This window comes from Algibacter luteus (assembly GCF_030344935.1).
Taxonomy (GTDB): Bacteria; Bacteroidota; Bacteroidia; order Flavobacteriales; family Flavobacteriaceae; genus Arenitalea; species Arenitalea lutea.
In genome coordinates this window covers 1,968,962-1,995,695 of the sequence record NZ_CP128313.1, presented here as the reverse complement: position 1 = coordinate 1,995,695, position 26,734 = coordinate 1,968,962, and the positions used below count along the sequence as shown (strand labels likewise).

At 31.2% G+C, this 26,734-nt stretch carries 20 protein-coding genes; 5 read left to right on the top strand and 15 right to left on the bottom strand.

Going from position 1 to position 26,734, the window contains the following annotated elements; genetic code table 11:
• Positions 1-1,260 (top strand): serine hydrolase, encoded by a 1,260-nt coding sequence (locus O5O44_RS08345; protein WP_289193912.1) that lies wholly within the window; start codon positions 1-3, stop codon positions 1,258-1,260.
• Here the strand turns inward: O5O44_RS08345 and O5O44_RS08340 are convergent.
• The 6 genes from O5O44_RS08340 to O5O44_RS08315 all read right to left on the bottom strand — a co-directional run bounded on the left by O5O44_RS08340 (position 1,250) and on the right by O5O44_RS08315 (position 8,884).
• Positions 1,250-4,078, bottom strand: coding sequence for an Npt1/Npt2 family nucleotide transporter (locus O5O44_RS08340; protein WP_289193910.1), 2,829 nt, complete (start codon positions 4,076-4,078; stop codon positions 1,250-1,252). The two genes, O5O44_RS08345 and O5O44_RS08340, sit on opposite strands and share 11 nt — an antisense overlap.
• A gap of 149 nt (positions 4,079-4,227) precedes the next feature.
• On the bottom strand, positions 4,228-5,160 hold the full coding sequence (locus O5O44_RS08335) for a serine hydrolase (protein WP_289193909.1): 933 nt from the start codon (positions 5,158-5,160) through the stop codon (positions 4,228-4,230).
• Positions 5,161-5,347: 187 nt separating this feature from the next.
• Positions 5,348-6,034 (bottom strand): hypothetical protein, encoded by a 687-nt coding sequence (locus O5O44_RS08330; protein ID WP_289193908.1) that lies wholly within the window; start codon positions 6,032-6,034, stop codon positions 5,348-5,350.
• 164 nt (positions 6,035-6,198) lie between these two features.
• Positions 6,199-7,167 (bottom strand): type I phosphomannose isomerase catalytic subunit, encoded by a 969-nt coding sequence (locus O5O44_RS08325; protein ID WP_289193907.1) that lies wholly within the window; start codon positions 7,165-7,167, stop codon positions 6,199-6,201.
• Positions 7,168-7,182: 15 nt separating this feature from the next.
• Positions 7,183-7,671 carry a glycosyltransferase gene (locus O5O44_RS08320; protein ID WP_289193906.1) on the bottom strand — a complete coding sequence of 163 codons (489 nt, stop codon included), beginning with the start codon at positions 7,669-7,671 and terminating at the stop codon, positions 7,183-7,185.
• A 28-nt stretch (positions 7,672-7,699) separates the two neighbouring features.
• Complete coding sequence (locus O5O44_RS08315; protein ID WP_289193905.1) at positions 7,700-8,884, bottom strand: response regulator; 1,185 nt, start codon at positions 8,882-8,884, stop codon at positions 7,700-7,702.
• 192 nt (positions 8,885-9,076) lie between these two features.
• Between O5O44_RS08315 and O5O44_RS08310 the strand changes: the two genes are divergently transcribed.
• The 3 genes from O5O44_RS08310 to O5O44_RS08300 are packed head-to-tail and all read left to right on the top strand — an operon-like array spanning position 9,077 to position 14,894.
• Positions 9,077-12,166, top strand: a complete 3,090-nt coding sequence (locus O5O44_RS08310) for a hypothetical protein (protein ID WP_289193904.1) — start codon at positions 9,077-9,079, stop codon at positions 12,164-12,166.
• Positions 12,166-13,383, top strand: coding sequence for a hypothetical protein (locus O5O44_RS08305; RefSeq protein WP_289193903.1), 1,218 nt, complete (start codon positions 12,166-12,168; stop codon positions 13,381-13,383). Before O5O44_RS08310 ends, O5O44_RS08305 begins: the two co-directional genes overlap by 1 nt.
• Positions 13,377-14,894 (top strand): glycoside hydrolase family 2 TIM barrel-domain containing protein, encoded by a 1,518-nt coding sequence (locus O5O44_RS08300; protein ID WP_289193902.1) that lies wholly within the window; start codon positions 13,377-13,379, stop codon positions 14,892-14,894. The genes O5O44_RS08305 and O5O44_RS08300 overlap by 7 nt, the downstream gene beginning before the upstream one ends.
• Here O5O44_RS08300 and O5O44_RS08295 read toward each other — a convergent pair.
• The 3 genes from O5O44_RS08295 to O5O44_RS08285 all read right to left on the bottom strand — a co-directional run bounded on the left by O5O44_RS08295 (position 14,884) and on the right by O5O44_RS08285 (position 17,768).
• Positions 14,884-16,104, bottom strand: coding sequence for a glycosyltransferase (locus O5O44_RS08295; protein WP_289193901.1), 1,221 nt, complete (start codon positions 16,102-16,104; stop codon positions 14,884-14,886). The genes O5O44_RS08300 and O5O44_RS08295 overlap by 11 nt on opposite strands.
• A gap of 107 nt (positions 16,105-16,211) precedes the next feature.
• Complete coding sequence (locus tag O5O44_RS08290; protein ID WP_019386505.1) at positions 16,212-17,459, bottom strand: oligosaccharide flippase family protein; 1,248 nt, start codon at positions 17,457-17,459, stop codon at positions 16,212-16,214.
• A 30-nt stretch (positions 17,460-17,489) separates the two neighbouring features.
• Positions 17,490-17,768: an STAS domain-containing protein gene (locus tag O5O44_RS08285; RefSeq protein WP_289193900.1), complete on the bottom strand. Its 279-nt coding sequence runs from the start codon at positions 17,766-17,768 to the stop codon at positions 17,490-17,492.
• A 156-nt stretch (positions 17,769-17,924) separates the two neighbouring features.
• On the opposite strand from O5O44_RS08285, the gene O5O44_RS08280 reads away from it, so the two are divergent.
• Complete coding sequence (locus tag O5O44_RS08280; protein WP_289193899.1) at positions 17,925-19,982, top strand: tetratricopeptide repeat protein; 2,058 nt, start codon at positions 17,925-17,927, stop codon at positions 19,980-19,982.
• Between the two features lie 74 nt (positions 19,983-20,056).
• Here O5O44_RS08280 and O5O44_RS08275 read toward each other — a convergent pair whose 3' ends face one another.
• From O5O44_RS08275 to O5O44_RS08250, 6 genes are all read right to left on the bottom strand, one after another.
• The gene (locus O5O44_RS08275; RefSeq protein ID WP_289193898.1) at positions 20,057-20,500 is read right to left on the bottom strand and encodes a hypothetical protein; all 444 of its coding nucleotides are present in this window, start codon (positions 20,498-20,500) and stop codon (positions 20,057-20,059) included.
• Positions 20,501-20,686: 186 nt separating this feature from the next.
• A complete protein-coding gene (locus tag O5O44_RS08270) occupies positions 20,687-23,275 on the bottom strand; it encodes a DUF6923 family protein (RefSeq protein WP_289193896.1) in 2,589 nt (862 codons plus the stop codon).
• Between the two features lie 215 nt (positions 23,276-23,490).
• On the bottom strand, positions 23,491-24,216 hold the full coding sequence (locus O5O44_RS08265) for a LytR/AlgR family response regulator transcription factor (protein WP_289193895.1): 726 nt from the start codon (positions 24,214-24,216) through the stop codon (positions 23,491-23,493).
• Between the two features lie 14 nt (positions 24,217-24,230).
• On the bottom strand, positions 24,231-24,548 hold the full coding sequence (locus tag O5O44_RS08260) for an Hpt domain-containing protein (protein WP_289193894.1): 318 nt from the start codon (positions 24,546-24,548) through the stop codon (positions 24,231-24,233).
• A gap of 2 nt (positions 24,549-24,550) precedes the next feature.
• Positions 24,551-25,600 carry a sensor histidine kinase gene (locus O5O44_RS08255; RefSeq protein WP_289193893.1) on the bottom strand — a complete coding sequence of 350 codons (1,050 nt, stop codon included), beginning with the start codon at positions 25,598-25,600 and terminating at the stop codon, positions 24,551-24,553.
• The gene (locus O5O44_RS08250; protein ID WP_289193892.1) at positions 25,600-26,733 is read right to left on the bottom strand and encodes an FIST signal transduction protein; all 1,134 of its coding nucleotides are present in this window, start codon (positions 26,731-26,733) and stop codon (positions 25,600-25,602) included. The genes O5O44_RS08255 and O5O44_RS08250 overlap by 1 nt, the downstream gene beginning before the upstream one ends.
• Between the last annotated feature and the right edge of the window lies 1 nt (position 26,734).

Genomic DNA, 26,734 nt, shown 5'->3' with positions numbered 1-26,734 from the left:
ATGAAAAAAATTGCATTCATTCTAAGCACCCTGTTTTTTTGTACAGCGTTCACAACCTTACACTACTACCCTATTGATGGTTATGAACACACCGGAATAAAACGTTTAAAGCGCTTGGAACTTATAAAAAGTGGTGAAATTAATGACGGCACTAAACTGCTTCCGGGTGCGCTCAAATCTTATATGGATATTGAGTTAAAACTACTTCCAAAAAAGAACGACAGTGTGCATTGCTATTTGAAGGTAGATGAAGATTTTCAAAAAGACATCAATAATTTATTTAAAGGTTTAGATAGAAGCTATTCACTTTCGGTTTTAGATATTTCAGATATTAATCATGTACGCTATGCGCACCGTAATCAAACAGCTGGATATCAACCAGGAAGTGTCGGGAAAATTGCCGTTTTAGTTGGGTTATTCAATCAATTGGCTAAAATATGTCCCAATGATTTTGAAAAACGCCTAGACTTGCTTCGAAATAAATCTGTAAAAGCAGGCGTTTGGGGCTTAACCGATGAACATACCGTACCTATTTTCAATATTGATACCAAAAAATTGGTAAAACGTCAAGTTATAGCTAGTGATGTGTTTACGCTTTTTGAATGGGCAGACCATATGATGTCGGTCAGTAATAATGGTGCCGCAAGTATTCTTTGGCGCGAAGTACTTTTGATGCAAGCTTTTGGTGAAAAATATCCAGATCTTACAGAGGAAGAAGCCCTCGTTTATTTTAAAACGACACCTAAGAAAGAACTAACAGATATTGGCAATGATGTTGTGAATTTGCCATTGCGAGAACTTGGGATAACCCATGATGAATGGCGATTAGGTAGTTTTTTTACTAGAGGCGCCAACACCTATGTGGGTGATAAAGGCGGAAGCATTGGAACCACGCAAGGCTTAATGAAATTTTTAATACAATTGGAACAAGGTAATGTTGTTGATACTGCATCTAGCTTAGAAATGAAACGTTTAATGTATATGACAGATAGACGTATTCGCTACGCACAATCTCCTGTTTTGAAAGAAGCAGCTGTATATTTTAAATCTGGCAGTTTGTATAAATGTGATAGAAGTAAAGGAGAAGCCTGCGGCAAATACATGGGTAATGTTTCAAACTTCATGAATTCGGTTGCGATTGTGGAGCATCCTGATAATTGCAATTATATTGTTGTTTTAATGACCAATGTGTTAAGGAAAAACTCTGCAACAGATCATATGATGTTGGCGGCAAGTATTGATAAAGTCATTAGGAAATAGCCATAATTTCTTTTGCGCGTTGTATTATCTTTTCGTTGGAATCGCTTTGAATAACCATTTCTAAAAGCGGGTTAAACTGAGGATTTTTAGATTGCTCAATAAGATACAAAACCGCGAGTTTAAGTTTGGAATCTTTACGTTTCAATAATTCGTTATAACATTCTGTTTCACTCATTATTTTTACATTAAGCTTTTTAATTTTTTCTTCAGTATTCGTTTCGTACAAAACAGATTCGGCAACCGGTATTAGTTCTTTTTTAAGTTGTTTGTCTAAAATATTATCTAAAAATTCAATGGCATGTAAGCGCTGTTCTTCTTTACCATTTAGTATGATATTAAATATAGGATCAACATCTTGTGGCGGATATTTAATCCCTAAAAACTGAAAAATTCGTTGTAATTGACGATCTAAACGCTGCTCCAACAAATTAATTAAAGCTTTACGAGCCTGATTTTCTTGTGTTTCTGAATTCAGACTTTTCTTTTTGTATTGAATTACTATTTGAGTGTGAATAACTGATAATGTATTTTGATATAAGTGGCATTCATCTAATATTTTGTCAACTATAAAACGATCTTTAATGATAAGATCAGGATGTTTCCATTTTAGGCGTTTTAAAGCTTCTATAGCCTCAATTTTTATATTGTGCTCAGTTTTTTCTGTTAACTTAATTAATTTACTTACCGCTTTTTGAGAAGCAAATTTCTCTATTACGGCAAGAGCTATAGTTGCATCTTCTTGATCTATAGTTTCATTTTTAATTAAATCGTAAATAGCATCAATAATAGGTTCGCCGTAAAAATAAAGCGCTTCAATGGATTGTTTTCTAGTTTCTTTTCCTGATAAATGAGAAACAATAGGTTTAATAAACTGACTATCTAAAGTTTTTGAAGCCGAATAAATGGCCTTATTTAAAATCTCTAGATTCTTTGAATTTAACTCAGCTTTTAAAACATTATAATAGCGCTCAAGTCGAGCATGACCAATAGCCTGGAGTATGGCTTCCATACTATGTTTCTTTTCGTTTTCGTCAGAAGTCTTATTATATTCGATTAAAGCATTTTCAATATGTTGTTCTAAGCTAAATTTGTTTTGAAGGATTATATTATTTCTTAACTCCTGCGAAAGGCCAATTAATGCAGCATTTTTTATGGTTCTATCTGAACTATCTAAATATTTTTTAAACAAATCAACCGTATTATTCTTGTTGTGTTTAAGTAAGTAACGGAATGCGGACGTAGTAACCTCTTGGTTATCCTCATAGACCATTTTACCAATCGTATCACATAAATTCTCGGTTCTTAAAAAGTATAAGTTTTCAATTGCCAAAAACTTAACTTTTGACGATTGGTGATTTAAAAGATTCTTAATGGGAAGGAAGAAACGTTCATCCTTAACTTCTAAAGTTTTTTGAAGCATATGAACAATTTGATTCTCATTGCCTGTATTTAATACCCGTTTTACGGTATCAACAATTGAGGTTACTTTTATTTCTTCCTTAACGTTTTTTTCTTTTTTTACTTGAGATTTTTCATCTAAAAAGCCCTTAAATGCCACAATATATTCTAATCTTAAGTGATAGATAAAATAAAGCCAAATAGAGATTAAAACTATAATTATAAGGCTTATATAAGTTGCAGAAATATCTAATCCGTTAATAAAAAATATTAAAATCAAACCAGCTAAACCTGTAGCAATACTGTCAATTACAACATCGGTGAACGTTTTTGTTTTCTTTTTTATTTCAATAGGAATCGGGATTGACAATAATTCAGTAGCTGCTTTATTAACAGACTGTTTTAAACTGCCATCTACAATTTTGATGAATACAACAACCCATAATTGAGGAATTATAAGCAATAAAACAGAGCCTATTAATATGCCAGAAGGTAACCATAATAACGACTTACCTACTCCAAAAGTTCCTACAATGCGCTTTGTTAAAAACAATTGAATTAATAAGGAAATTACGCTAAGTGTTGAAAACCAAAATCCAAAAAATGAAGTTAATTCTTCTTGATCTGAAATAAGTTTTGATGCATAATCACTGTATTGATAATCTACCAATTTGGCTATTAAAACGCTTATCCCAATAACAACTGCAATAAAGCTTAATAGTTTTGATTGCTTAATAAGCTTTATTGGGGATTCACCTTTAGGATTTGTTCTTAATGATACTTGGTAAGGATTTAATTTAATAACCTCATGTTTCCAGATGTATCGTGTAATTGGAATGCAACCTGCTAAAAGTAATGCGGCGACAAACAATAAATCTTCTGTTTCTAAAAAATTAGTTAGCAAAGAGGTTAAATAACCGCCAAAAATACCACCTGCTATAGCACCCGCTCCAATAAAACCGAAAACGCGCTTAGCCTCCCTAACGTTATAAACAAGGTTTGCTAAAATCCAAAATTGCGATGCTGTTAATAAACCAAAAATGGCCACCCATACATAAGGAATATAGAGCAGAAAACCATTGGCGAGATTAAAATTAAAGGCCGCAGCAAATAAAATAAGTGAAAGAACAGACCCAATAATGGTTCGATCTATGATAATGTTTAATGCGTATTTCTCTAAGGCCTTGTCATAAAAATGATAACCAATAATAGCCAATATAGCAGTTAGTACATATCCTAATGGTAATGCATCTGAAGTAAGTTCTGAGAGAAACAACGAATTAACCGTTGGCTTTATAATTAAAAGCGTTGTGATAATTATAAAAATATTTAATTGAAGTAAAAGCGTTTTAGTTAGCTCTTCTTCTTTTAAATCAAAAATTTTAAGGATGTAACTTTTAATCGTGTCAACAATTGGCATGTGGTGCTTTATTCAATTACATTAATAAAATTTTGTGTCATCATTATAGAGTGTATCATGATGACACAAAATTAACACATTGCTTTTATAAAATATGCTTATTCTTATATTTATTACAAGTCAATTGCTTAAACTAAAAACCTCTGTTTTTAGCGTCCTTTAGTGTTTGTTTTGCTAGGAACTGCTTTTGCTTTTAATGCCTTCTCTATAGGTTTAACTAAACTTCTAATAATTTGTTCGCCATTAGAATCATCTATTAATGCAACCAGTATATATCTTCTACTTGGATCATTTCCCCAAACTAAAATAGAATCTGAATGATAGGTTTTCCAAGAGCCCGATTTTCTAAATAAAGTTGCGTTTGGAGCAATTTTCTCAATAGTACTTACAAATTTATGGTGTAAGTCTGGATCTGCCATGATTTCTAGCATTTGCTTAGAGCGTTTTTCATTAACCAATTTACCATGAGCTAATAAATAGTAGTATCGACAAACCTGGTTGACACTTGCGGCATGACTTAAATTTTTAAGAGGCTCTCTGTTAGTGTTTCCTCCGCCGCCATAACGTTTTCCTACCCAAAGACCACCACCGCGATCTTCGTCATAAAACATATATTTTGGGTCGGTCATAACTTGTTCAATCTTGTCATACCCCACTCTATCAATCATTCTTGTAGAGGCCGCATTATTAGATTTACTAATCATTATGCGCATATCATTTTTAACCGTTTGGGTTTCCTTTAATTCACCTTTCTCTATAGCATCCATGGCTGCTAATAGAATTGCAATTTTAGGTAAACTAGCAGCGTACATCATATGATTTCCATTTACGCTGGCATATTTAACCATATTAGGATTGCTTAAATCTACAACCCCAACAGCCATTTTTTTATTAGCAATTAAACGTTTCCATTCTGGGTTTCCATTCAGTTCTTTTTCTAAATTAACTTGCAAGTTTTTATTAGTAAAAGACATTAATGGCTTTATTTTAGAATCATTAACTTTTATTGGTAAGCCTTTTTGACTAAACAATGAAAAGTTAAAAGACAAAAAAATGAATAAGAAAAAAAATCTGTTTTTCATTCAATAATTTCGAATTAAAATAAGTTATACAAATGTATTTAAATAGTTGTTTGTTAATGTGTTAAAGTTTTGAGTAATTCTCATTTAACGCATCGACTATTTACGTACAAAAGTCTAACAATAGACGTTTTAAAATGTTAAATATTTAATTTGAATAATTAAAAAAGATTCTAGATTGAAATAACATTTACTCGAAATCAGAAAAGGTTACCGCCTCAAAATCTTCAACATATTTTATGTCTTTAAACCAATATGCTGAAGATATCACTGAAAACATTATGGTATTATTATTGATCGGTTCTTTTTCTAATTGCCAAATAATATCCTTAGCCTCTTGAAATGCACCTTCTTCCAATTGTTCATCATATAATCGATTAATTAAGGTGTTTTTTGGCATACCTTTAGCCAACAACCTTATTAAAGGAACTTCGGTTTGGGAATTAAAAACTAATAAATCTTCTTTGTTTTTTGCAGTTACTTTAACTTTAAATTGAACTGCTTCTGGATGTGGAAATTTACCGTTGTAGGTTTCATATAACAATTGAGTTGCATTGAAGAATAATTCATGAAATGCTACATCTGCATATTCCTCCCACATCTTCTCATCTTGCATTTCGTTTGACAGGTTACTAATCTGTCCCGAACTTAAACGCTCTTGAAAAACATATTTTAGAATAATTTGAGCAGCTTCTTCTGGTTCATTTTCAGAAAGTAATATTAAGCAGGTTTCTTTTAATTCATTAGGTGAAATATCTGAAACATCGCCATAGTCCATAATTTCAAGTAATACTTTGTAATCAGTATCATTCCAAGCATTTGGTAACTCTGTGATTGTAGAAAACTTTACAAGTTCTACTTTAAATGGAAATTGCATACAGTATTTTTATTAAAGATACTAAATAAACATACTAAGTATAAAAAAATATTGAGCCTTAAATACTCATAATATTAGTTAGTATTTAATATTCTCACTACTTCTAGAAGACCATTTGATAATCATGATTTTATGAGTGAAACAAATCGTTTTAAACTGTTTTATTAGCTCACATAAACCTCAAGTAACTTAGCGTTATTCGTATTAAAAACAACCTTTTCTGCTTTTGCAGGTAAAAGAATAGTTTCTCCTGTGTTAACGATTTCAGTATGTCCATCAACAGAAATACTTGCTGATCCTTCTACACACATAAAAATAATAAATGAATCTAAATGACAATAGCATTTTTCTTGGACACTATTAATATCTAAAATATTGGTTGTAAAGTATTCACAACTCGCCAAATTAGCTGTATTATCTTGATTTATGGTATAATTAGACTTACCATTTGAATCAAATTGTTTTGTCGCTTTTTCTGCCAATTTGGTATGTAATTCGCGTTTTTTACCATGAGTATCTTCCCTATCCCAATCGTAAACACGATAAGTGATATCTGAAGTTTGTTGAATTTCAGCTGCCAACACACCGGCACCAATAGCATGAATTTTTCCAGCAGGAATAAAATAGCTGTCACCTTTTTTAACTTGTTCTCTATTAAAAATAGATTCAACATTTTCGGCGGTGATATGGTTTAACATTTTAGGATTTGTGTTTTTATCTTTCAATCCTAAAACAATATTAGCATCAGCATCACTATCCATGATATACCACATTTCTGTTTTACCAAAAGAGTCATGGTATTTTTTCGCCATTTTATCGTCCGGATGCACTTGCACAGAAAGATCTGTTTTTGCATCTAAAAACTTAATAAGTAATGGGAAATTCGTTCCGAAGTTTTCAAAATTATTTTTTCCAACAAAATTATGCTTATGCTCGGTTAATAATTCTTTTAAATTTTGTCCTTTATAAAAACCATTATTTACAACAGATACATTTCCGTTTACATCTGAAATCTCCCAGCTTTCGCCAACATTATCACCTACTGATGGTTTCCCTAAAACTTTATTTAATTTATTACCTCCCCATATTTTTTCCTTTAAAATAGGGCTAAATTTTATTGGATAAACTTTCATAATCTTAATTTTTAATTAACTCAAACTATAATTTAATAGTTGGTTGTCCTTTTTTAATTTTTCTAGGTATTCAACAATAGAGAATACACTTTGAAACAAAGTTTGTTTCATTTCTTTTTTATCTAAAACTTCAATATTATACTTTACAATGATATCTTGGTTTTGACTTATAACTTCAATCAAGTTACTAATGCTTAGAAACTTGCTATTTAATTTATTAGCATCAACATATCCAACATGATTGAGGTTGTGTTGATTAAACATAAATCTAGCTCCAGATCTTATAGCTGCATGGTCTGATTTAAATTTTTTTACATCGACTACAGATACTTTTTTCTCGCACATTTCTTTAATCTCATCAAGCAATTTATATGTTTTATCAGTACTTGCGTTATTTACTAAACATAACTCAAGGTATTTTGCCCGGTTTAAATGTTCGATAAAAAAGCTTGTATCAATATCATTTTCATTGTTATGAAATACTATTATAACGCCTATTTTCATTAGTGAGAGAGAGTAATGTTATAGATTCTTATGCTACTTTTAATTTCGTTTGATCTGCAGATTTTTTGTTACTTTTTTTACTTCTATAAACCCATGCGATTTGACCAAGTTGCATAACAATTTTTATTGAATCTTTCATTGATAATTTAGATCCATCAGCATGTATCCATCTTTTTAATGGCTGCTCACATAATAATTCTTTGGCTCTTTTTAATCCGAAGTGAATGCTCATTCTTTTAAAGATTTCAACATCAAATATCCATTGAGTTACAAACTTTTCACCAAAAGCAATTTTTATAACATCTTTACTGAAAATTTTAGCGCCACATTGCGTGTCTTTAAAATCCATTTTCAATATTTTTCTGATGATAAAATTAATGGTTATACTAATAATTTTACGAGCAGATTCTTTAGTAATATTGGCTCCCATTCTAGAAATTCTAGACCCACTAACTATTTTAAAATCAGAAGTTTGTATTGTTTTAACTAAATCATCAAAATCAGCTAAATCAGTAGATAAATCGGCATCAAGGAAACCTATATAATCTAAATCTTCTTTTTGAGCCATGTGTAACATGCCTAGACGAACTGCTTCGGCCTTACCTCCATTTTTTTCACAATCGTAAACTGTAATAAAATCTTCTCTTCCTTTTTGTAAATTATTTAAAACTTCAAGAGTTTTATCTTTACTTCCATCATTAACAAAACACAAATGGTAACCAGAATTCTCATCTATATAATCAATAAATTCTTTGCTTAAAAGTCTTTCTTCTTCATTATAACAAGGAATTACCACTCCAACACAACGTTCTTGTATCATTACATTAGTGTTTTCTACGGTGTTGTTTCCTGCAGGTATACCAATTAATCGCTTTACACGAGCGCTAATTTCGTTTAAACTCAAAGGTTTTTTCATGTAATCGTTAATTCCTAATTCAAAACCTTCAGTAATAACATCATCTTGAGTGTTACCAGATAATACCATAACTGCCGTATCGGCATTTTTAGAGTTTCTTATATACTTTACAATTTCTAAACCTGAAACACCTGGCATATTAATATCTACTATTACAAGGTCTGGGTTAAAAGAATTATATGTAGAAATTCCTTCGTTGGCATCTGTTTCAATTCTTACGGTATAGCCTAAATCGCTTAGTCTTTTCTGTAATGGTAATAAAACTAATTGTTGATCGTCAATTGCTAATATTTTCATGATAATTGATTTTTATTATTATATTTAATAATTACAAGACAAAAGTACATTTGAAGGTTGTTTTAAAATTTTTATTTAGTTTAACCTATAAGTAACTGTAGACGGATGGTAGATTTGTGTAGATAAATAAAAAAATGAGAAGTAATTAAATTATTTATCTTTACCCTGTAGCTTTTACCGTTCAAGTAATTAATGAAAGAAACCTCGAATAAATACTTAATTTCTGCACTATTATTAGGACTATTGTTTCATGGTAGTTCTATATTTTTCACACTAGAAACTACCTATGATGCTTTAATTCACTTATTTTTTGCCGATCATTATGCCAATAGTTGGTTTGAACCGTGGAATTATGAATGGTACACAGGCTTTACTGTACAAAGTTACCCACCTTTAGTGCACCAAAGCATTGGATTACTATCTTATATAGGTGGTTTAAAATTTGGAATGTTTAGTGTCGCGATCATTGCCATTGTTTTATTTATTACAGGCGTATATCGGTTTTCTTTGATGATGACCTCGAGTAAAACCGTTGCAGGTTATGCTGCGATTTTGGCAGTATTTTCATCTTCATTTGTTGAAACGCTTCATATTTTTGGGCAACTACCTAGTATTGTAGGTGTATCCGTTTTAATGCATGCCTTACCAGAAATTTATTTATGGTTAAAAACAGGTAAAAAATGGTACTTGGCTACCGCTTTATCTTTAATTTCAGTTACCGTTACCTCGCACCATGTTACACCCATTTTCGGAATGATATTTTTTATCTTTCCTCTAATTGGAATGGTTTTAATGGATGTTTCAAGAGAGCAAGTTAATTCCATGAAAGAGGTTACTTTTAAAGTATTTCTAGGTAGCTTTTTTAAATTGTTTAAACGTATTGTTAGTTTTGGGCTTTTATCTTTAGTATTAATTATTGGATGTATTTTTCCGTATTGGTTAAATTCTAAAGCAAACCCAATAACACAGGTACCAATACCACATGGTTCTCGCGATAACTTTTTAGAAATAACATCATCAGGTTTAGTATTCTTTTTAATTCCATGGGGCATTTTATTGGTGCTATTGCCGTACATTTTTTATCGCTATTACAGTAAGCGTTATTTATTTTTTGGTCTATCCATAACCATTTGTACTATTTTAGGAACTGGCGGAACTACTCCCGTGCCTCTTAAAATGTTAGGAGAAACAGCTTTTAATATTCTAACCTTAGATAGATTTACGCTATGGGCTTCTATTTTATCACTTCCATTATTAGGTGAATTTGCCTATCGCTTTGTTGAAGGTGATTTAAAAGAACTTATTCAAAACAAATTCGGAGCCATTTATCATCGCATTATCGGAGGCATTCTAGCAGGTTTGTTTGTGTTTATGGTGATTTTCACTATGAGTTTGGGATATTTTAGACCATCGCAACCTCAAAAAATAAAAATGTTACCTATTGTAAATTTCTTGAATCAAGATGATCATGATAAATGGCGATTTTTAACACTTGGTTTTGGCGACCAAATGGCATGGTTAAGTGCACAAACTAGTGCCATGACTGTTGATGGTAATTACCATTCGGCAAGAAGACTACCTGAATTAACAACGAGACCTATAGAACGTTTAGAGAATTCTAAATTTCAAGGTGTTGCTGGAATTGGTTCATTACAACAGTTTTTAACCACTCCTGAAAAATACAATTTGAAGTATATATTTTCTAACGACAAGTTTTACGATCCGATACTTTATTTTAGTGGTTGGCAACGCTTAAGGCAATTGGAAAACGGTATTATGGTTTGGGAACGCCTGAACATCCCACCACTATCTTCTATATTACCCAAAGAAGATGTCGCAAAATGGTTAAAAATTCACTGGGGCATAATGCCTTTTTTAACCGTTTTAATTGCATTTATTTTAAACATACAAATGCTTTGGGTTAATATGTTAAAAACACGAATAAAGCCTATACCAGACTTTTTAAAATTCCCAACCACTTATAATAAGTTTAATAGAAATGTTTTAAGAATCACACATGTTTGGTCATTATTTCTTGCGGTTGTAGTTTTTTATGGCATTTATTTATTCTATCTAAAAAATGATACACAGCGCAGTCCAGAAAACGCAGTAGTAGCTTATTATGACGCTCTTGATTTTAAAGAATTTGAAAAAGCCCATAGTTTGATTGACCCAACTAGTAATATTCCTATTGCACAGTATATGTTAGAGATATCTGTAACAGACGGTTTACTAAGTAGTTATGCTAAAATGGATTCTATTGGTTCTGAAATCACAAAATACAACGATAGTACCGTATCTGCTAAAGTTACTACACATTGGATTACGCCACTAGAAAAAATTGAAAAAGTTGATTACAAATCACTTTCTAAAATTAACGGTAAATGGTATTTACAGGCAGACGATTTAAATAACGATTTGCCACCAGATCAGCTTTATTCAAATAACGTTACTAAATATTTTAACCAAGGGCGACGACGCATTACTACCGAACAAACCCATCATGAAGATATACTAAAGCAACCCGTTTTAGTGGTTGTTTCAGCAAAATTGGTAAAATTCGATGGTAGTTATGCCATTATTGGTGAAGTACAAAACATAGATAATGTTCCTGCAGATGTTATATTGAAAGGTACATTGTACAACGATGATAACAAGCAACTGGCAACTTTTAACGCCAAATATCATGTAAAGCACAAATTAATGCCAAAAGAATCTAGTAGTTTCAGAATTAATTTTGAAGGTATTGCTTGGTCTAAAACTCAAGATTCTATTCCTGATACGTTTAATCCAGATGAATTTACACCAATCGAATTTGAAGAACAACCTACAAAATTCAATTTACAAGTAGCTGGAAATGTTTCAGGTTCCGATTTATATAAAAATGTTGTATTAAGCGATGTTAATATTCAAGGTGATATTTTAAATGGTAAGCTTTTTAATAGTGGTATACAAGAAATAACCATCCCTCAACTTTTAGTTACGTATTATGATGTGAATAAAAACATGGTTTGGGTAGATCATTTATTTGTAAAAGAAGGTGTACGGCAGCAGCGTAAACAAGATTTTACATACCAAATTTTAAATAAAGGTCAAGTAGATATCATAAATGAAAGCATGAAAAATATTTTCGTTAATGGTTTACCAAACGAAAACATTTCAAATAAAATAGTCCCAAATAGAATAATTAATCATACTAATTCGGAATTGCAAGCAATTGAGCACCCCTATTTTAGTTATATGAAAATTGAAATTAACACCTATATAGGAAGCCCATTTTAATGAAGTTTAAACAAAACTACATATTCATAATAAGTTTAATATTGTTATCATCTTTCACAATAGTACAAAACGGTGAAAAAGATGCAGACATTAAACTGATAACCACTCAAACCAATTTTGAAGTTGGGAGTCGAATTGTATTAAAATTTTCGAGTCAAGGCGAAATCAAACCTCTACTCTATTGCTCTAATAGCTATGGCTCTACATTAATTTCACCACATAATGAAAGTGGAACTCTTGAATACCAAATTCCAGAAAACATCTCTATAAAAATCGGGGTTTTAAATTGGAATTTACTTAATGATGAACTTTCAATTACCGGAAAAATAAACATAACTCCTAAAGCAGAAGTTGCTACTATGGAAACTTATATCGGTCCGCCCAGTATAGAATCAGGAGGTGCAGATTATACAATGCTTGTAGTTGTACCTACCGATTCATTAGATAATCCAGTACCAACAAATACTTTAGTAACTGCGAAAAATCAGTTTTTAGATAATGAAGAAACGCACGACCTATTTACCAAAAACTTAATCGCCTATAGAAATATTAATTCGAAAAAAGAGACTGGAAGAATGCTAGTTTCATCTGAAAGTTTGGGCACCAATTCAAAAGAATTCACCATAAATGTATCGGCAGCAATCCCAACTAATTTTTCAATTTCAGCCACGAGATCACATGGTTATGCTGATGGCAATCAAATTACAACATTCACCACGTCGGTTATAAAAGATCAACATAAAAATATAGTTAGTGATGGCACCTTCGTGACATTTTTCATTACAAATTCAAAAGGAAATATACTCAAAACAACAGGTTTAACATTGGCTGGGGTTGCAACCTCAAAAATGATTCATCCTGATTATGCTGACAGTTGGAAAATAAAAGCTTATGTAGACGGCATGTCTGAAAGTAATATTATTTCACTGGACTATGTTCAAGTTGTTGAAGATTTTGAAGTTACTTTTTCTGAAAATAATCGCGAAATAACTATTGGCCCTTTACAAAGTTTTATGCAACAAATGATTCCTGATGGCTTGCATGTAAAACTTAATATTTTTAAAGGGGATAATTTTGTCACTACACTCACAAAAACGTCTTTTAATGGATATGTTCACTTCAAACTAAAACCAGCCATATTTGATAATGGTATCTATAGTTTTAGCATAGAAACTGCCGGTTTAACAAAAGAATTTAAAAGCATAAAACTATGGTAGGGCTAAATAAAAATATCATGCGTGCCATATTAATAGCCTCTTATGTTGTGCTAATAGGATTAATTGTTTCAGCGCTTAGTGGCATTTTTAGTTATTTAAATACTGGAGCCGATAGAAGTAAAATGCTACATACTGAAATACAAAAAATAGAACAGTATTTACCAAAAATTGTTTGGGAGCCTCGAGATAATGAAGGCAGAATCATGGATGCGCAAAACCTAAGTGCACTACAAAACGATTACTTGGATGCTTGGTATGTAAAACAGATTGCCTATAAAACCAATAAAATTGCAGGAATTAAAGATTACTATACAGACAGCTCAAGAGAAAATTTATACAGTTTTATTGCTTTAAATAAGACTGAAAAAACAACAATTGAAGCAACAACTTTAAGTCACAACCCAACTCTAGAATTTTATAGTGAAGACGGACAACTTGCTGTAGTTACCGATAGAAATGTGGTAGAATATAAACGCGTTTTTAAAGCGGATTCTTTAGTTTTAGAAACAACTGAAACATCAACCTACAAAATAATATTTTTACTGGAAGATGGTTTTTGGCGCATTAGGCATATGGTAAAAGAAGATAATGCCATTTATAATTCAGAACATAAAATAATAGCTACTGATCGTTTAAATATAAAAGGTATTAATTACTATCCGCAAGCTACACCATGGAATACTTTTGGAGATTCATTTTCAACTGATACGATTTCTAAAGACTTTAAAATTATTAAAGATGCTGGACTAAATTCTATTCGAATTTTTGTTCAATACGAAGATTTTGGTAAAGCCAGAGTGAAACCAGAAATGATAACTAAACTAAGGCAAACTTTGGATGTTGCTGATAAACATAACTTAAAGGTAGTTATAACTCTATTTGATTTTTATGGAGACTATTCCTTAATGAATTGGACTTTAGACCATCGACATGCTGAAGCCATTGTAAATGCATTAAAAGACCATAACGCTTTGTTGGCTTGGGATATTAAAAATGAACCCAATTTAGATTTTGAATCTCGTGGGCAAGACATCGTTATCGCTTGGTTGGATAATATGATTGATTTAGTGAAATCTGTAGATGATAAACATCCTGTTACCATAGGTTGGTCTAACACACAAAGTGCGTCCATACTTAAAGATAAAGTTGATTTTGTGTCGTTTCATTATTATGAAGACCTTGATAAATTAGACGAAGCAATCAAAACTATGAAAACAGAAATAAAAGATAAACCTCTTGTGCTTCAAGAATATGGAATGTCTTCTTATCGCGGACTATGGAATCCTTTAGGCCATACCGAAGAAGATCAAGCCGAGTACCACAAAAAAATCCAGAACATACTTGCAGTAAATAAGATGCAATTTATGTCCTGGACTTTATATGATTTTAAGGATATCCCAACCGAAGTTGTTGGAAGACTACCTTGGAGAAAACGAGCTCAACAACATTTTGGATTTATTAACCAAAATGGAGAACCAAAGCCCGCATTTCAATATATTTCTAAAGAATAGCTTCCTTCCTAATGTTTCCGCTAAGCTTTGATTTTTTTACGATAATGTCATAAAACGTATTTAAGTACATTTCTGCAATTTTTTCCATTGGGTAAGCTGTTGCAGCTTCGTAATTTGTTTTTCCTAATTCCACTCGGTAAGCATCATTAGTTACAATCGCTTCAATGGCATCGGCTAAACTATCTACAGATGTAGGCTCAAAAAACTCACCTCTATAACCTTCATCTTTAACCAATAAAGCTAAATCTCCTAAGTCTGGCATCACTACGGCTTTACCATAACTTCCGGCTTGGTGTAAAACTCCAGAACTTCCTGTTGTTGATGTATAAGGAAATACGACTACAGCACTTTCTTTAAATAAAATTGGCACTTCGTATTCTTCAACATAACCCGTAAACCTTACTTGAGGAACATGTTTGTAATCTTCTTGAACTTGAGCTAAATATCCTGGAACATTTGGGTTATCGGTTCCAGCAATAACAACTTCTAAATCTAAACCTGTTTTAGCTCTAACTTTTTCAACCGCCTCAATCATCCCTTCTACTTTCTTATACGTTCCAAATTTTCCAAAAGTCATTACTTGTAATGGTCCTTTAGGTAAATCGTATTCTGGTAATACATCTGTTACTTCAAAAGTTCCATGAGGAATTAATTTTACGTTTTTAGCTTTGTATTTCTTCTCTAAAATATCAACGTACTTTTGCATTGTTACGGCAACCGTATCTGCTTGTAAAATCAATCTTGTTAATGTAGATCCAATAAATCCGTAAATTTTCTGCATTAACTTATTACTAGTAAAACCAGCACTTCCTAAATCTACTTCTTCTAGAATATTATGTAATAAAACAATATTGGGAATACGCTTTAGTTTACAAATCAAAGGCAACATTAGGCCTAATGCAGCGGCAATTTTTTTATCGCCAAACTTCATAAATTGTAAATTAAATAGAACTGAATCTGGTTTTGTATCGTTAATTGCTTTTGTAACACTTAATATGTTTTTATAGCTATTAAAAGACCAGCATTCTTTAACCGTTATTTTACAACCTGCTTCTGTAAATTCTAAATCTTTGGTACCTTCGGTTTTATCGGTTAATAAGATTAATTCTGTTACAGCTTCTTTTTGTCTAAACTGCTTTACTAAATGGTATGCATATTCGTTTAATGTTACCTTACTTGGTGGATATGCTGTTACTATTGCTAATTTCATGATTTGTGGGTTTTAATATGGTACAAATTTGGGGATTATTGTTTTAAAATTCTGACTACCTTAGTTAGATTACTTTTTAGTGTAGATGAATGGTAATTTTCTTTAGATTAAGTTATTTTCTCAGATTGATTTAATTTAAAAAATACAAGTTGAATAATTAATAATAATACCATCGCTATAATTTGCATATGCACAACTTGTTCTAAACTCTCATGATAAAATATGACTAGTCCCATTTGAAGCATTCCAAATACACCAGAAATAATTACTGGCACATATTTATCTAAAGACAAATAATAGTATGCGAAAATGTTAGAAATGGCGAACATTGAAGTTGCTATAGCATATTGCCACAATAACGGCGCCATTGCTAAATAACTATCACCAAACAATAAAGTTATAATTGTTTCAGGAAAACTTAAACAAACCACTACAATAGTTGTTGAAATGGCAGCAATGTATCCAACATATTTAAATAACGTTGATGCCGTTTCTTTTCCTTCTTTTTTTAATTGAACTACAGTAGGTAACAATAGCATAACAAACATCCAAGCTATGAAATAAACTATTCTACCAATTAATGCTAAGGATGCGTATAAACCTGCCTCATAAGACTCAAAATAATGTTTAACTAAAAGGATATCACTATTGTTTATTATGATTTGGGTTAATTCGTAAAACGCCGTAATAAGAAAGAAACTTTTTATAGCTTTTGAATGTGTTTCACTTAATTGTAAAGCTTTCTTCGGAATTAACGTTGGAAATTTAAACGGAATTAATCCGAATAAAAAAGACGTTAATATACCAACCGCAATGACAAACGAAGATTGAATATTAAACAGTAAAATAAGACCTAATGTAATTACTAAACGGCTTAACATTTCACCTTGATAGGTTATCGATAAAGACTTAAAGGCTTTCTTGCCTTGAAAAACACCGCGATTAACACTCATTAAAAAATAAAGTGGCACACCACATCCAAATATTACAAACATATTTGAAGACGATGTATTGAATAAAGTTTGTAATTGTCCTGCAAAAACAACTATTAGCGTTCCCATAACAAGACCTACTACAAGAGCGTTTTTATATATTTTAGATATGAAACTTTTAAAAATGTCATTTTCAAAAAGCACTGAAAACTTTGCAGTTACTAATTGAAATGTCATGGCTGCAAAACTAAGAACCAATAAAAAAGTAATAAGTACAGCGGCATCTGCAAACTGAGCAGGACCCAACAAACGACCAAGAATTAAATTATATAAATAATTCCCGCCATTTACTGCTAAAACACTAAGCATAAATAATTGCTCCGGTGAAATTTTTCTCGATTTTAATGTGGCTAAAATTTGCATAAGTATTAGGTAGATTTGGGGCTTAAACAATTAGGCTGAATGGCTTTCTAAAATATCTTCGTAAATGGCTTTACAACCATATCCAACAATATCGAATGATTTTTTATGGGTTAATGCCATACTATTTAAAGTTTTTATAGCATTCATTCCCATTCGGTCAATGGCACTAACGCCATCAATATCAATAGTTAAGTTCTTTTTGTAAAGTAATAAGAATTCTAAATGATTTTTAAATTGCGCTATGGTTTTAGTATTTATAGAACCTTGTACCAAAAATATTCCGTTGTTTTCTTTAATAGTAAGTGACATGTTATAAATGATTTGGGTTAATCTTATTTTTAATTCTGATACAAATATCTCTTATGAATCAATGGAATTCGTCTGAATTTCGACGAGTGGCGGTTTACTGTAGGTGAATGATTCAATTGTTATGCTTAACTTGCAATGCAATTAAAAACCTACAATATGCCTTTTAAAAAATACCTTATATATCTAATGTTATTTGTGTCTTTTACTATAGCAGCTCAAGACATGAAAGAAGGCTTCACCTACCTAGAAACTGGAAATTATACTAAAGCTGAAGTTTTTTTTAAAAATATACTAGAAGCATATCCAGATAATAAAACAGCACGATTATGTTATGGACGTGCAGTAGGTTTAAATGGAAACCCAAAAAAAGGAGCTTTGCTATTTACCGATTTACTTGAAGATTTTCCAAACGATTTTGAAGTTAAATTAAATTACGGTGAATCTTTACTTTGGAATAATGATTTTAACAAAGCCAAAATTTATTTTAAAGGATTAATTGAAGAAGATGCGAAAAGTTTTCCGGCCTTATTAAGTTATGCCAATACCCTTTCAAATTTAAAAGAATACGAAGACGCTTTGACTTATGTAAACAAAGCATTAAAAGTTTCACCTGGAAATCCTAATGCATTAACTTCAAAAAAATATATCTATTTAGGTTATGCTTATCAGAAACAACAGGCCCAACAATATGAAGAAGCCGAAGAGTACCTAAAGGAAAATTTAAAGCTTTTTGGAGATGATAAAGATACACTGCTAAATTTAGCGAATCTATATTTAATTGCTGGTCAATTTGATAAAGCGGAATCAACCTATTATACAATTTCAAAAAATCCAGAGAACAGACTTACCGCATTAAATGGATTAGCATTAGTTGCTCACTTAAAAGGTAAAGAAAAGGATGCACTTCAACTAAGCGAACAAGCTTTTGAAAGTTTAAATTCTGATACTGATGCCATTTTAGTACAACAAACTACTGAACGATATATTCAAGCTTTAATCTGGAATAAAAAGTTTAAAACTGCGAATTCGTTAATTAATGGTTTAATTAAAAGTAGACCAAACGAAAACTGGTTATTATCGCTGCGTGCCACTTTAAATATTTATAAAAGTGAATTTAAGAAGAGTGTTAACGACTACAACCGAATTTTAGTTAACGATAGCAGTTCATTTGATGGTAATCTAGGAAAAGCGAATGCTTTAAAAGCTATTGGTTTATATGATGATGCTTATCAATCGGCACAAAACACCTTAACATTCTACGAAAAACAAAAAGATGCTTCAAACTTTATTAAAACTTTAAATACAACATTTACACCATTTATAGAAACGAAAGCTTCATACTCTTTTGATAATGGCGACAATAAAGCTTTTGGAGTTCAAACCAAAATGGAGTTTCCTACATCAACAAAATTTAAGTGGTTGGCTAATTATGGTTACAGAACAACGAGTAACAAAGTCACAGATAACGAAGCGACATCAAATGATTTTTCTTTAGGTTTAGCCTATCAATTGCTGCCAAATATCACATTTAATGGAACTGCAGGTGTTACTTCAGCAAAAGCAAATACCAGTGATTATACACAACTTGTTAGCAACCTTTCTTTAAATATTAAACCATTTAAATTACAAGTTTTAGATATTGGATATAAAAGTGAAATACAAAGCTTTAATGCCGAATTATTAGATCGAGAAATTGTGATGAACAACTTGTATGCAAATTATAGCCTAAGTACCAATTTTAATTTAGGATGGTTTACTCAATATTTCCATACATGGCAAAACGATGACAATGCCCGTAATTTGCTATTCACCTCGTTATATTATAATATTTTACCAAAACCTTCGCTAAAAGCAGGATTAAATTATCAATATATTACGTTTAAAAATCAAGTACCGACAGTTTATTTTAGTCCAGAAAAATTTAATGCTGGCGAAGTGTTTATAAATATTATAAAAGATGAGAACATTGCTAAAACAAAAGAATGGTTTTATGAGTTAACTGCTGCAACTGGATTACAGTATATTGAAGACGATAGCAGCCAAAGTACTTACCGTATTCAAGCTAAATTAGGATTTAAGTTTTCAGATCGTGCCTTATTGAACCTTTTTGGAACTCGAAGTAATATAGCATCAGCAACTGCAGCAGGTTTTACTTACACCGAACTAGGTTTAAGGTTTAAATGGTATTTGTTTAATAGGCCTGTTTTTAGATAATATTAAAATTAAGGACCTTTTTAGTTTAATTTAATATGGCAATCGGTTCGATATCATTGTTATATAATTCCTTATTAATCTTCATCTAAATTCAAGTAATACAATTTGGCGGCTTCCTGAATTTCATCATCCAAACTATCATCTAAGGCGTAAGAATACAATACCCATTTGTCATTTGGCTTATAAAATTTAAAAATAAACCTTAAGGGTTGTCGATCATACTTTACTAGATACGAATATAATATAAAGCTTTCCGCAAACTTTTTAAAAGTGATTAGTTCGTAGCCATAATATTTTCCCATGTAGCTCTCTGTAAATCCGTTCACTGTTCCAATAATTTTATCAATATCATCTTTTATGCGTTCAGTCCAAATATTAGTACTGTACAAATCTTTAACTGCTTTACCTGCATCCTTTTCATAGGTTTCAAAAAAATCATTAATTAAAGATTGCGGACTCGATTGAGCAAATAAGATTCCTGTGGCAGAAAACATCAGGATAAAAAATACTATTTTCATTTTTATTATAAGTTTTATGTTAAATAACTACTTCTATTGTTATCATTCTCAATAAATTGTATTTATTTAGTCAATACTACGAGCGAGAATAAAGCAAATTAATTTAGCGAAATATACTACAATTTAAACAAAAAAAGGCAAAAGACTTGCGCCTTTTGCCAAACTCAAAAGAATAATTGCTATTAATTAATCTAGGAGTAATTTTGTGGTTTTATAATTGGTTTGATTGCTTATTATATTACAGAAATAGATCCCTGAACTTAATTTTTCTCGTTTTAAAATGACCTCGTTTAGGCCTTTTAGTGAATTCACCTCTAGCTCTTTTACTAAACGTCCTACTTGATTATATACTAAAAGCTTAACGGTTTCTGAATTCGGCGATTTAAATTGAATCGTTGTTTGTGTTGTCATAGGGTTTGGTATGGCTACAACATCAATAGTGTTTTCTTCTAAACCTGGAGTTACAGATAATAAACTATTATTATAGAAATAAAGCTGCTCTAAAGTCATGCTTTTAGTTTCAACTTCTCCATTTTCTGCTAGCATAGTAAAAACTATGGAGGTAACATCTGAAACTTCAATTGGACTTCCATCAAGCGTTTTAAAATCTGAAAATGGGATACTGAAATTTTTAAACTCAGGAGTTAATTCTATACTTGTTTTATACTGTTTTTCCCAATTTGTTACACTTTCTTTTACTAATCTGAGTATTAATGTACCTGTCCCTTTTGCCGTAAAATTAAAGCTATTATAAGCTGTTAAATTTATAGCATTAAATTTTGGAGTTAAGGCTCTGTACGCAGCAATATACTCACTGGTTGTAGCTTCTAGATTGATGTTACGCTCTATTGAGTAAACATTTTCATCAAAACTAGAACTATTAGATTCTACGGTGTACGAAGTAACATTGGTAGTTATCGCAGCATCATCATAACCCCATGGACCGTCCGACATAAATAAATCGTCAGGAGTGTTTATACCATCACCAATTCTAAATCCTATATCAAATAAATTACCTGCATCTACCTCTAAATTTGAAATGTAATTACCGTTTAAGTCGATACTAGATGAAACCGTTTCCACAATATCGGTCTCAGTTGAACGAACACCACCATCAAAAGCTACAGATGCTGTTCTGTTGGTATTTACTATTTGTAAATCTAATTTACCATTGTGGTATTTTCCTTTTCTAACAAATACAGTGGGTGGTGAAGAATTGTTATAATTTGTTATTGGTTTTTGTACTTCTAATAGATGTAATACCTCTTCACCTAATAACAATAAATCATCTAAAGAATTGGACCATATCTGGAAATTATAATATCCATTCTTACTGGTGTATTTATCTAAATTCCAATGGCTTTCAATACCAAACTCAGAATCATTATTTATGGCTTTCGCAGATAAGCTTAATACAAATTCTAACGAACCATCAATATTCCTAATTAAAGCTTTAATAAAATTTTGCCCTTTAATTTCTATGTTTGAAACAGAAATTAATTGTGCACCTAGTAATCTATCGCAGATATATTTGGTGTGTTCATAAACACCTCGATCTGTTTTAAGTAATAATATAGATGCTACGGCTTCTTCATTTTTAACATAATCCACTGAATAAACCTCGGTAGCATTTGTAATACCTATCAAATCAGTTGGAGATGATTCAACCACCTGTTCTTCATTAATAACTTCTAAAGGAATAAAATCAGATAATTGAGTCTGACCACCTCTTTGAGCATTTTGTTTACCGTAGTTCAGAGTTTTAGTTAATTTTTTTGCGGCTCTTTGGTCAAATATATAGCCGGTTTTGGCACGACCAAAGTTACGCTTACTAACTTGTTGAGATAACCTATTATTACTCTCTAAACCTCCTAGATTTGCACTAGAAGTGGATGTGATTTCAATAACAGGACAGCTTGAATATCCAGAACATGAAGGGTCTTCACAATCAATTAATCCATCACCATCATCATCAATTCCGTTATCACAATTTTCTTGTGGTACTGGTGCAGTAGGACAACGTGCGCCATCATTCTGTGAACTAGCTGGTCCGAAAGCAAATAAATTCGATTCGATAGCATTTTGGCCATTTAAATCTTGAACGGCTTGAATAACATAGATAGTTCCTGTTTGGTTTGCCGAGGCATAAAAACGCCCTGACGCGTCAAAATAAACGGCTCCGTAAGTATAATTTAAACCTGATAAAATTGGAACAACACCTAAATCCTGTACTTGGCTAGTTGCTGGGTTAATTCTATAAAGAATATTTGAGTTTTTTTCTAAAGCATAAAGATTACCATCAACCGCGTTAAATGCCCAGTCATGAATGCTAATATTTTCAGATAACGTTTCAGACGAAATAAACTGACCATAATGGGCAGATTCGGGATTAAGATTTACTTTATAATAGGTTTTACCTCCTCCTTTTAAGTAATAGATACCTTCTGTACTAACATCACCTACATAACGATTATTTGACGGTAATTCATCTATATAAAACGTAGTGGTTTCAAAGTTTTGCCCAATACGAACTATTGTTTTTGATGGTGAACTTAATGACCCCCAAATATAACCATCGGCAGGATTGTATGCTGTAGCATTAATATTACCCGGGGTAACATCGGCATGAGCCAAATATGAATTTCCTGAAGCTAAATCAACGGCATAAACATCGTTATACTGAAATAAATAGGCATTATAATCGCAATTAAATGGCGTGTCTTGTGCATTTACTATAAAACCTATTAAAATTAAAAGTTGTGCTAATGTTTTCATAACATAAAATATTTGTTACAAAATTAGCTTTAAACACAGCTGTTAAATTAATATTTCGATGGAGTCTAAAAAAGTGTAGACGAATGGTTATAATAATGTGTTTAACAATATTAAACACTAATTGAAGATTTTTATTTAAATAGTACTAAACTGAACATCCCATAAAAATTGGTTAATACCAAAGTAAAAAAATACAGTTATCGAAAAAGTAATGACTAAAGTAAATTTAAACGTTTCATTAATTCCGGTCGGTTTGCGCGACTTACAGGAATTACATCTTTTTTTATTAGTACGCTATTATCCTCAATATCAATAATTTTTTTAGTGTTAATAATAAATGATCGATGTACTTTCAAGAATAAATCGTTGGGTAATTTATCTTCAATTTTTTTTAAAGTAGAATGAACGGTGTAATTCTTTTCTTCGGTTTTTACATTGATGTAATCGCCTTTAGCTTCAACTAAATAAATACTAGGAATATCTATTTTAATAAGTCGACGATCTATATTCACGTACAAATCGTTACCAGAAGTAGTTTCAACATTTTCTGAGGACGATGAAACAGTTTCAATTCTTTCTAAGGGATTTGTCGTTATAGATTCAGCTTTATGAATTGCTTTTTCAAAACGTACTAACTCTATAGGCTTTACCAAATAATCAACAATACATTCATATTCAAAAGCTTGAATAGCGAATTGAGGATCAGAGGTTGTTAATATAATTTTCGGAGGATTTTTTAAAGTATCAATAAAATCAAACCCTGTAAAATCAGGCATATGAATATCGAGTAGTATTAAATCAACTTCGTTCTGATTTAAATATTTAATGGCTTGAATAGCATTTGGAAATTCTTCTAAAACATCTAGACACTCAAAATTTGAGCATAACTGGCTAATAATAGCCCTAGCTGTAGCTTCATCATCAATTATAATACATTTCATATATAAAATACCTATTACAAAGTTGCTAGAAAGTTGGTTATATTATTTAATATGTTTTCGAAGTCCTCTTGTCCTTTGGTGTTACCTTCTAACAGGTTTTCTTCAAAACTTACAGCAACATCATAACTTTTCTCAAGTCCTAAAATACTAATTTTATGTTTAAGTTTGTGAACATTTTCTGCAGAAAGTTTAAAATTCTCACTTTTTATATTTTCTTCATAAACTGCTTTCTCATCTGGGAATTCATCTTTTATAATAGAAATGAGTTTATTCTTAAAGGCTTCATCGCCTCCTGAAAGTTTATCAATGTACGTTAAGTTTGGAACTTCCATAATTACTTTTTAATGGTAAAATAAAATGTAGAACCTTTTCCTAGAATTGAATCGACCCATATTTTGCCTTCATAAGCCGTTACAATCTTTTTAGCAATTGACAGACCAATACCAGTAGCACTAGGGTTATTTTCTAATTTTTGAAATGGTTTAAAAATTTTATCAAAATAATTTTTTTCAATGCCAATACCATTATCTTTTACATAAAATTGCCAATGGTTAGGTTCTTCAGAAAAACCTATTTCTAGAAGCCCTTTAGCTTTATCGTTGTATTTTATTGCATTATCTATAAGACTTTGAAATAACTGTTTTATCCTATATTTATCGGCAACTATTGTTGGGAATTTAGGTGGTAAATTAATCTCAATATGCTCTGGTATTTCTGAAGACATTAATATTTCTGAAATAATTACATTCAAATCAATATCACATATTTGAGTTTGATTTTTATTAATAGTGGAATAATTTAAGATACCGTTAATTAGGCTATCCATTTTTTCTACATTATCCCGAATAAGTTTTAAATGCTCTGTCTTGTCACCTTTTTCTAATCCTTCTTCTTCTGGATTTAACCAAGCAGTTAAAGTGTCTATGCTCCTTAGAGGCGATTTTAAATCGTGCGATACCAAATAGGCATAATCACTAAGTTCTTGGTTTTGAGCTTCCAATTCACCCAAAAGTTTTTCCCGTTGAGCATTCATACTCATAATTTCTTGAGTTTGCTTTTCTATAAATTCCGCCAGTTTTACACCATCTAAATTTAAAGTTTCAGATTTTTTATAACCTGGTATTTCATGAAATCTTAATGTTTCTAAAATGCCATTAAGTTTATCAATAAGATTTCTTTGCACTAGTGTTTCTTGTTTTAATTTTTCATTGGCTTCAGAAAGTTCTTCTGAACTTATTTTCATAGCACGTTGTTGCATCAAGAATTGTTCATCAAAATTGTCGTAGGATCTATTTACGGCATCAATAAATGCCATTAAATCCTTATTCGAGACATTTTTATTGCTCAAATATTTACTTAATTGATGTTTTAACAATGAGTTCATTATTCGCTTATTAATGTTACAGCTAGGGTTTGGTTATGAAGCTGACACATGTTTTCTTCATGAAATGGTGCAATTTCTCCGTAAGAATAAAATCCGCACATTGTTGTTTCATTATCTAATACATTTCTTGCTTCTTCGATCTCTTCTATAACGCGTTGATCAAATACTAATTTTCTTCCTATACAACTAACCAAAAATGCTAATTGAGGTTTATCAATTTTCATTTCTAACGCTTCTTCAGTAGCATTTTTTGATGCTCTTGCCAAATTATCAATATTAGTCATCATGAGCTGTACTTTTGAGTTTAGTGGCACATCACCAGCAAAAATCATTGCATTAAACTCTTCATTAATATTCAAAATGGTTCGTACATAAGATTTCTCTTCATTTTCTGGTTTGACTTTTAATGGATAGTATAAGGCAGAGGCGGGCAACTCTGATGATTTCTCTCCCAAATATTTTTTATATAAATCTAAAGCGGGCATATTATCTAACTCATACAATATATTACCTTTAGCTTTAGTTACTAAACGTTCTGGACCAAAAGCGGTCCATCCGCTACCTACTGATGATGTGGCTTCAAAAGTATCACCATAAAAGCCTATAGCAACTATTTCACCATCTTTTGGGTTTTCATTATAAGAAACAATTGTTCTTTCAAATCTTCCATCATCTCCACATAACCCACCAGTAATTAATACATTATAGTCTACAGCAAAATTCATACCTCTGGTTAATTCACTTCCGTTTACAAAACTTCCATCAGAGATTACCAAAATATATTTTAATTTATCTTGTTTTAAATTATTCACCAATTCGATTCCAGCTTGATAACTATTTAAATTTGTTTCAGACAAATTTATTGTATCGATCTTAAATGTGCTTTTTTCTAATTCTATTGCCGTAATTGTTATGCATTCATCGTCTATAGACTTGGAAGTAATATCGCCACTTGTTGAAGCAAATACAATATGAGATTTTGGAAATATTTTTTTTACGTTTTTATAAATAGTTCTGTTTTCTAATTCATATCTATTACCAAAAACAAGAACTAACGGATTTTTTAACTTAATATTTGGTGTTAAAAATTCCCAATCTTTACCTTTAAATTTTCTTAATTGAACAGTCTTCATT

What these genes read in the sequence shown, in the direction of transcription:
- O5O44_RS08345 (WP_289193912.1), top strand. Translation starts at nt 1, where the DNA reads ATGAAAAAAATTGCATTCATTCTAAGCACCCTGTTTTTTTGTACAGCG.
- O5O44_RS08340 (WP_289193910.1), bottom strand. Translation starts at nt 4,078, where the DNA reads ATGCCAATTGTTGACACGATTAAAAGTTACATCCTTAAAATTTTTGAT.
- O5O44_RS08335 (WP_289193909.1), bottom strand. Translation starts at nt 5,160, where the DNA reads ATGAAAAACAGATTTTTTTTCTTATTCATTTTTTTGTCTTTTAACTTT.
- O5O44_RS08330 (WP_289193908.1), bottom strand. Translation starts at nt 6,034, where the DNA reads ATGCAATTTCCATTTAAAGTAGAACTTGTAAAGTTTTCTACAATCACA.
- O5O44_RS08325 (WP_289193907.1), bottom strand. Translation starts at nt 7,167, where the DNA reads ATGAAAGTTTATCCAATAAAATTTAGCCCTATTTTAAAGGAAAAAATA.
- O5O44_RS08320 (WP_289193906.1), bottom strand. Translation starts at nt 7,671, where the DNA reads ATGAAAATAGGCGTTATAATAGTATTTCATAACAATGAAAATGATATT.
- O5O44_RS08315 (WP_289193905.1), bottom strand. Translation starts at nt 8,884, where the DNA reads ATGAAAATATTAGCAATTGACGATCAACAATTAGTTTTATTACCATTA.
- O5O44_RS08310 (WP_289193904.1), top strand. Translation starts at nt 9,077, where the DNA reads ATGAAAGAAACCTCGAATAAATACTTAATTTCTGCACTATTATTAGGA.
- O5O44_RS08305 (WP_289193903.1), top strand. Translation starts at nt 12,166, where the DNA reads ATGAAGTTTAAACAAAACTACATATTCATAATAAGTTTAATATTGTTA.
- O5O44_RS08300 (WP_289193902.1), top strand. Translation starts at nt 13,377, where the DNA reads ATGGTAGGGCTAAATAAAAATATCATGCGTGCCATATTAATAGCCTCT.
- O5O44_RS08295 (WP_289193901.1), bottom strand. Translation starts at nt 16,104, where the DNA reads ATGAAATTAGCAATAGTAACAGCATATCCACCAAGTAAGGTAACATTA.
- O5O44_RS08290 (WP_019386505.1), bottom strand. Translation starts at nt 17,459, where the DNA reads ATGCAAATTTTAGCCACATTAAAATCGAGAAAAATTTCACCGGAGCAA.
- O5O44_RS08285 (WP_289193900.1), bottom strand. Translation starts at nt 17,768, where the DNA reads ATGTCACTTACTATTAAAGAAAACAACGGAATATTTTTGGTACAAGGT.
- O5O44_RS08280 (WP_289193899.1), top strand. Translation starts at nt 17,925, where the DNA reads ATGCCTTTTAAAAAATACCTTATATATCTAATGTTATTTGTGTCTTTT.
- O5O44_RS08275 (WP_289193898.1), bottom strand. Translation starts at nt 20,500, where the DNA reads ATGAAAATAGTATTTTTTATCCTGATGTTTTCTGCCACAGGAATCTTA.
- O5O44_RS08270 (WP_289193896.1), bottom strand. Translation starts at nt 23,275, where the DNA reads ATGAAAACATTAGCACAACTTTTAATTTTAATAGGTTTTATAGTAAAT.
- O5O44_RS08265 (WP_289193895.1), bottom strand. Translation starts at nt 24,216, where the DNA reads ATGAAATGTATTATAATTGATGATGAAGCTACAGCTAGGGCTATTATT.
- O5O44_RS08260 (WP_289193894.1), bottom strand. Translation starts at nt 24,548, where the DNA reads ATGGAAGTTCCAAACTTAACGTACATTGATAAACTTTCAGGAGGCGAT.
- O5O44_RS08255 (WP_289193893.1), bottom strand. Translation starts at nt 25,600, where the DNA reads ATGAACTCATTGTTAAAACATCAATTAAGTAAATATTTGAGCAATAAA.
- O5O44_RS08250 (WP_289193892.1), bottom strand. Translation starts at nt 26,733, where the DNA reads ATGAAGACTGTTCAATTAAGAAAATTTAAAGGTAAAGATTGGGAATTT.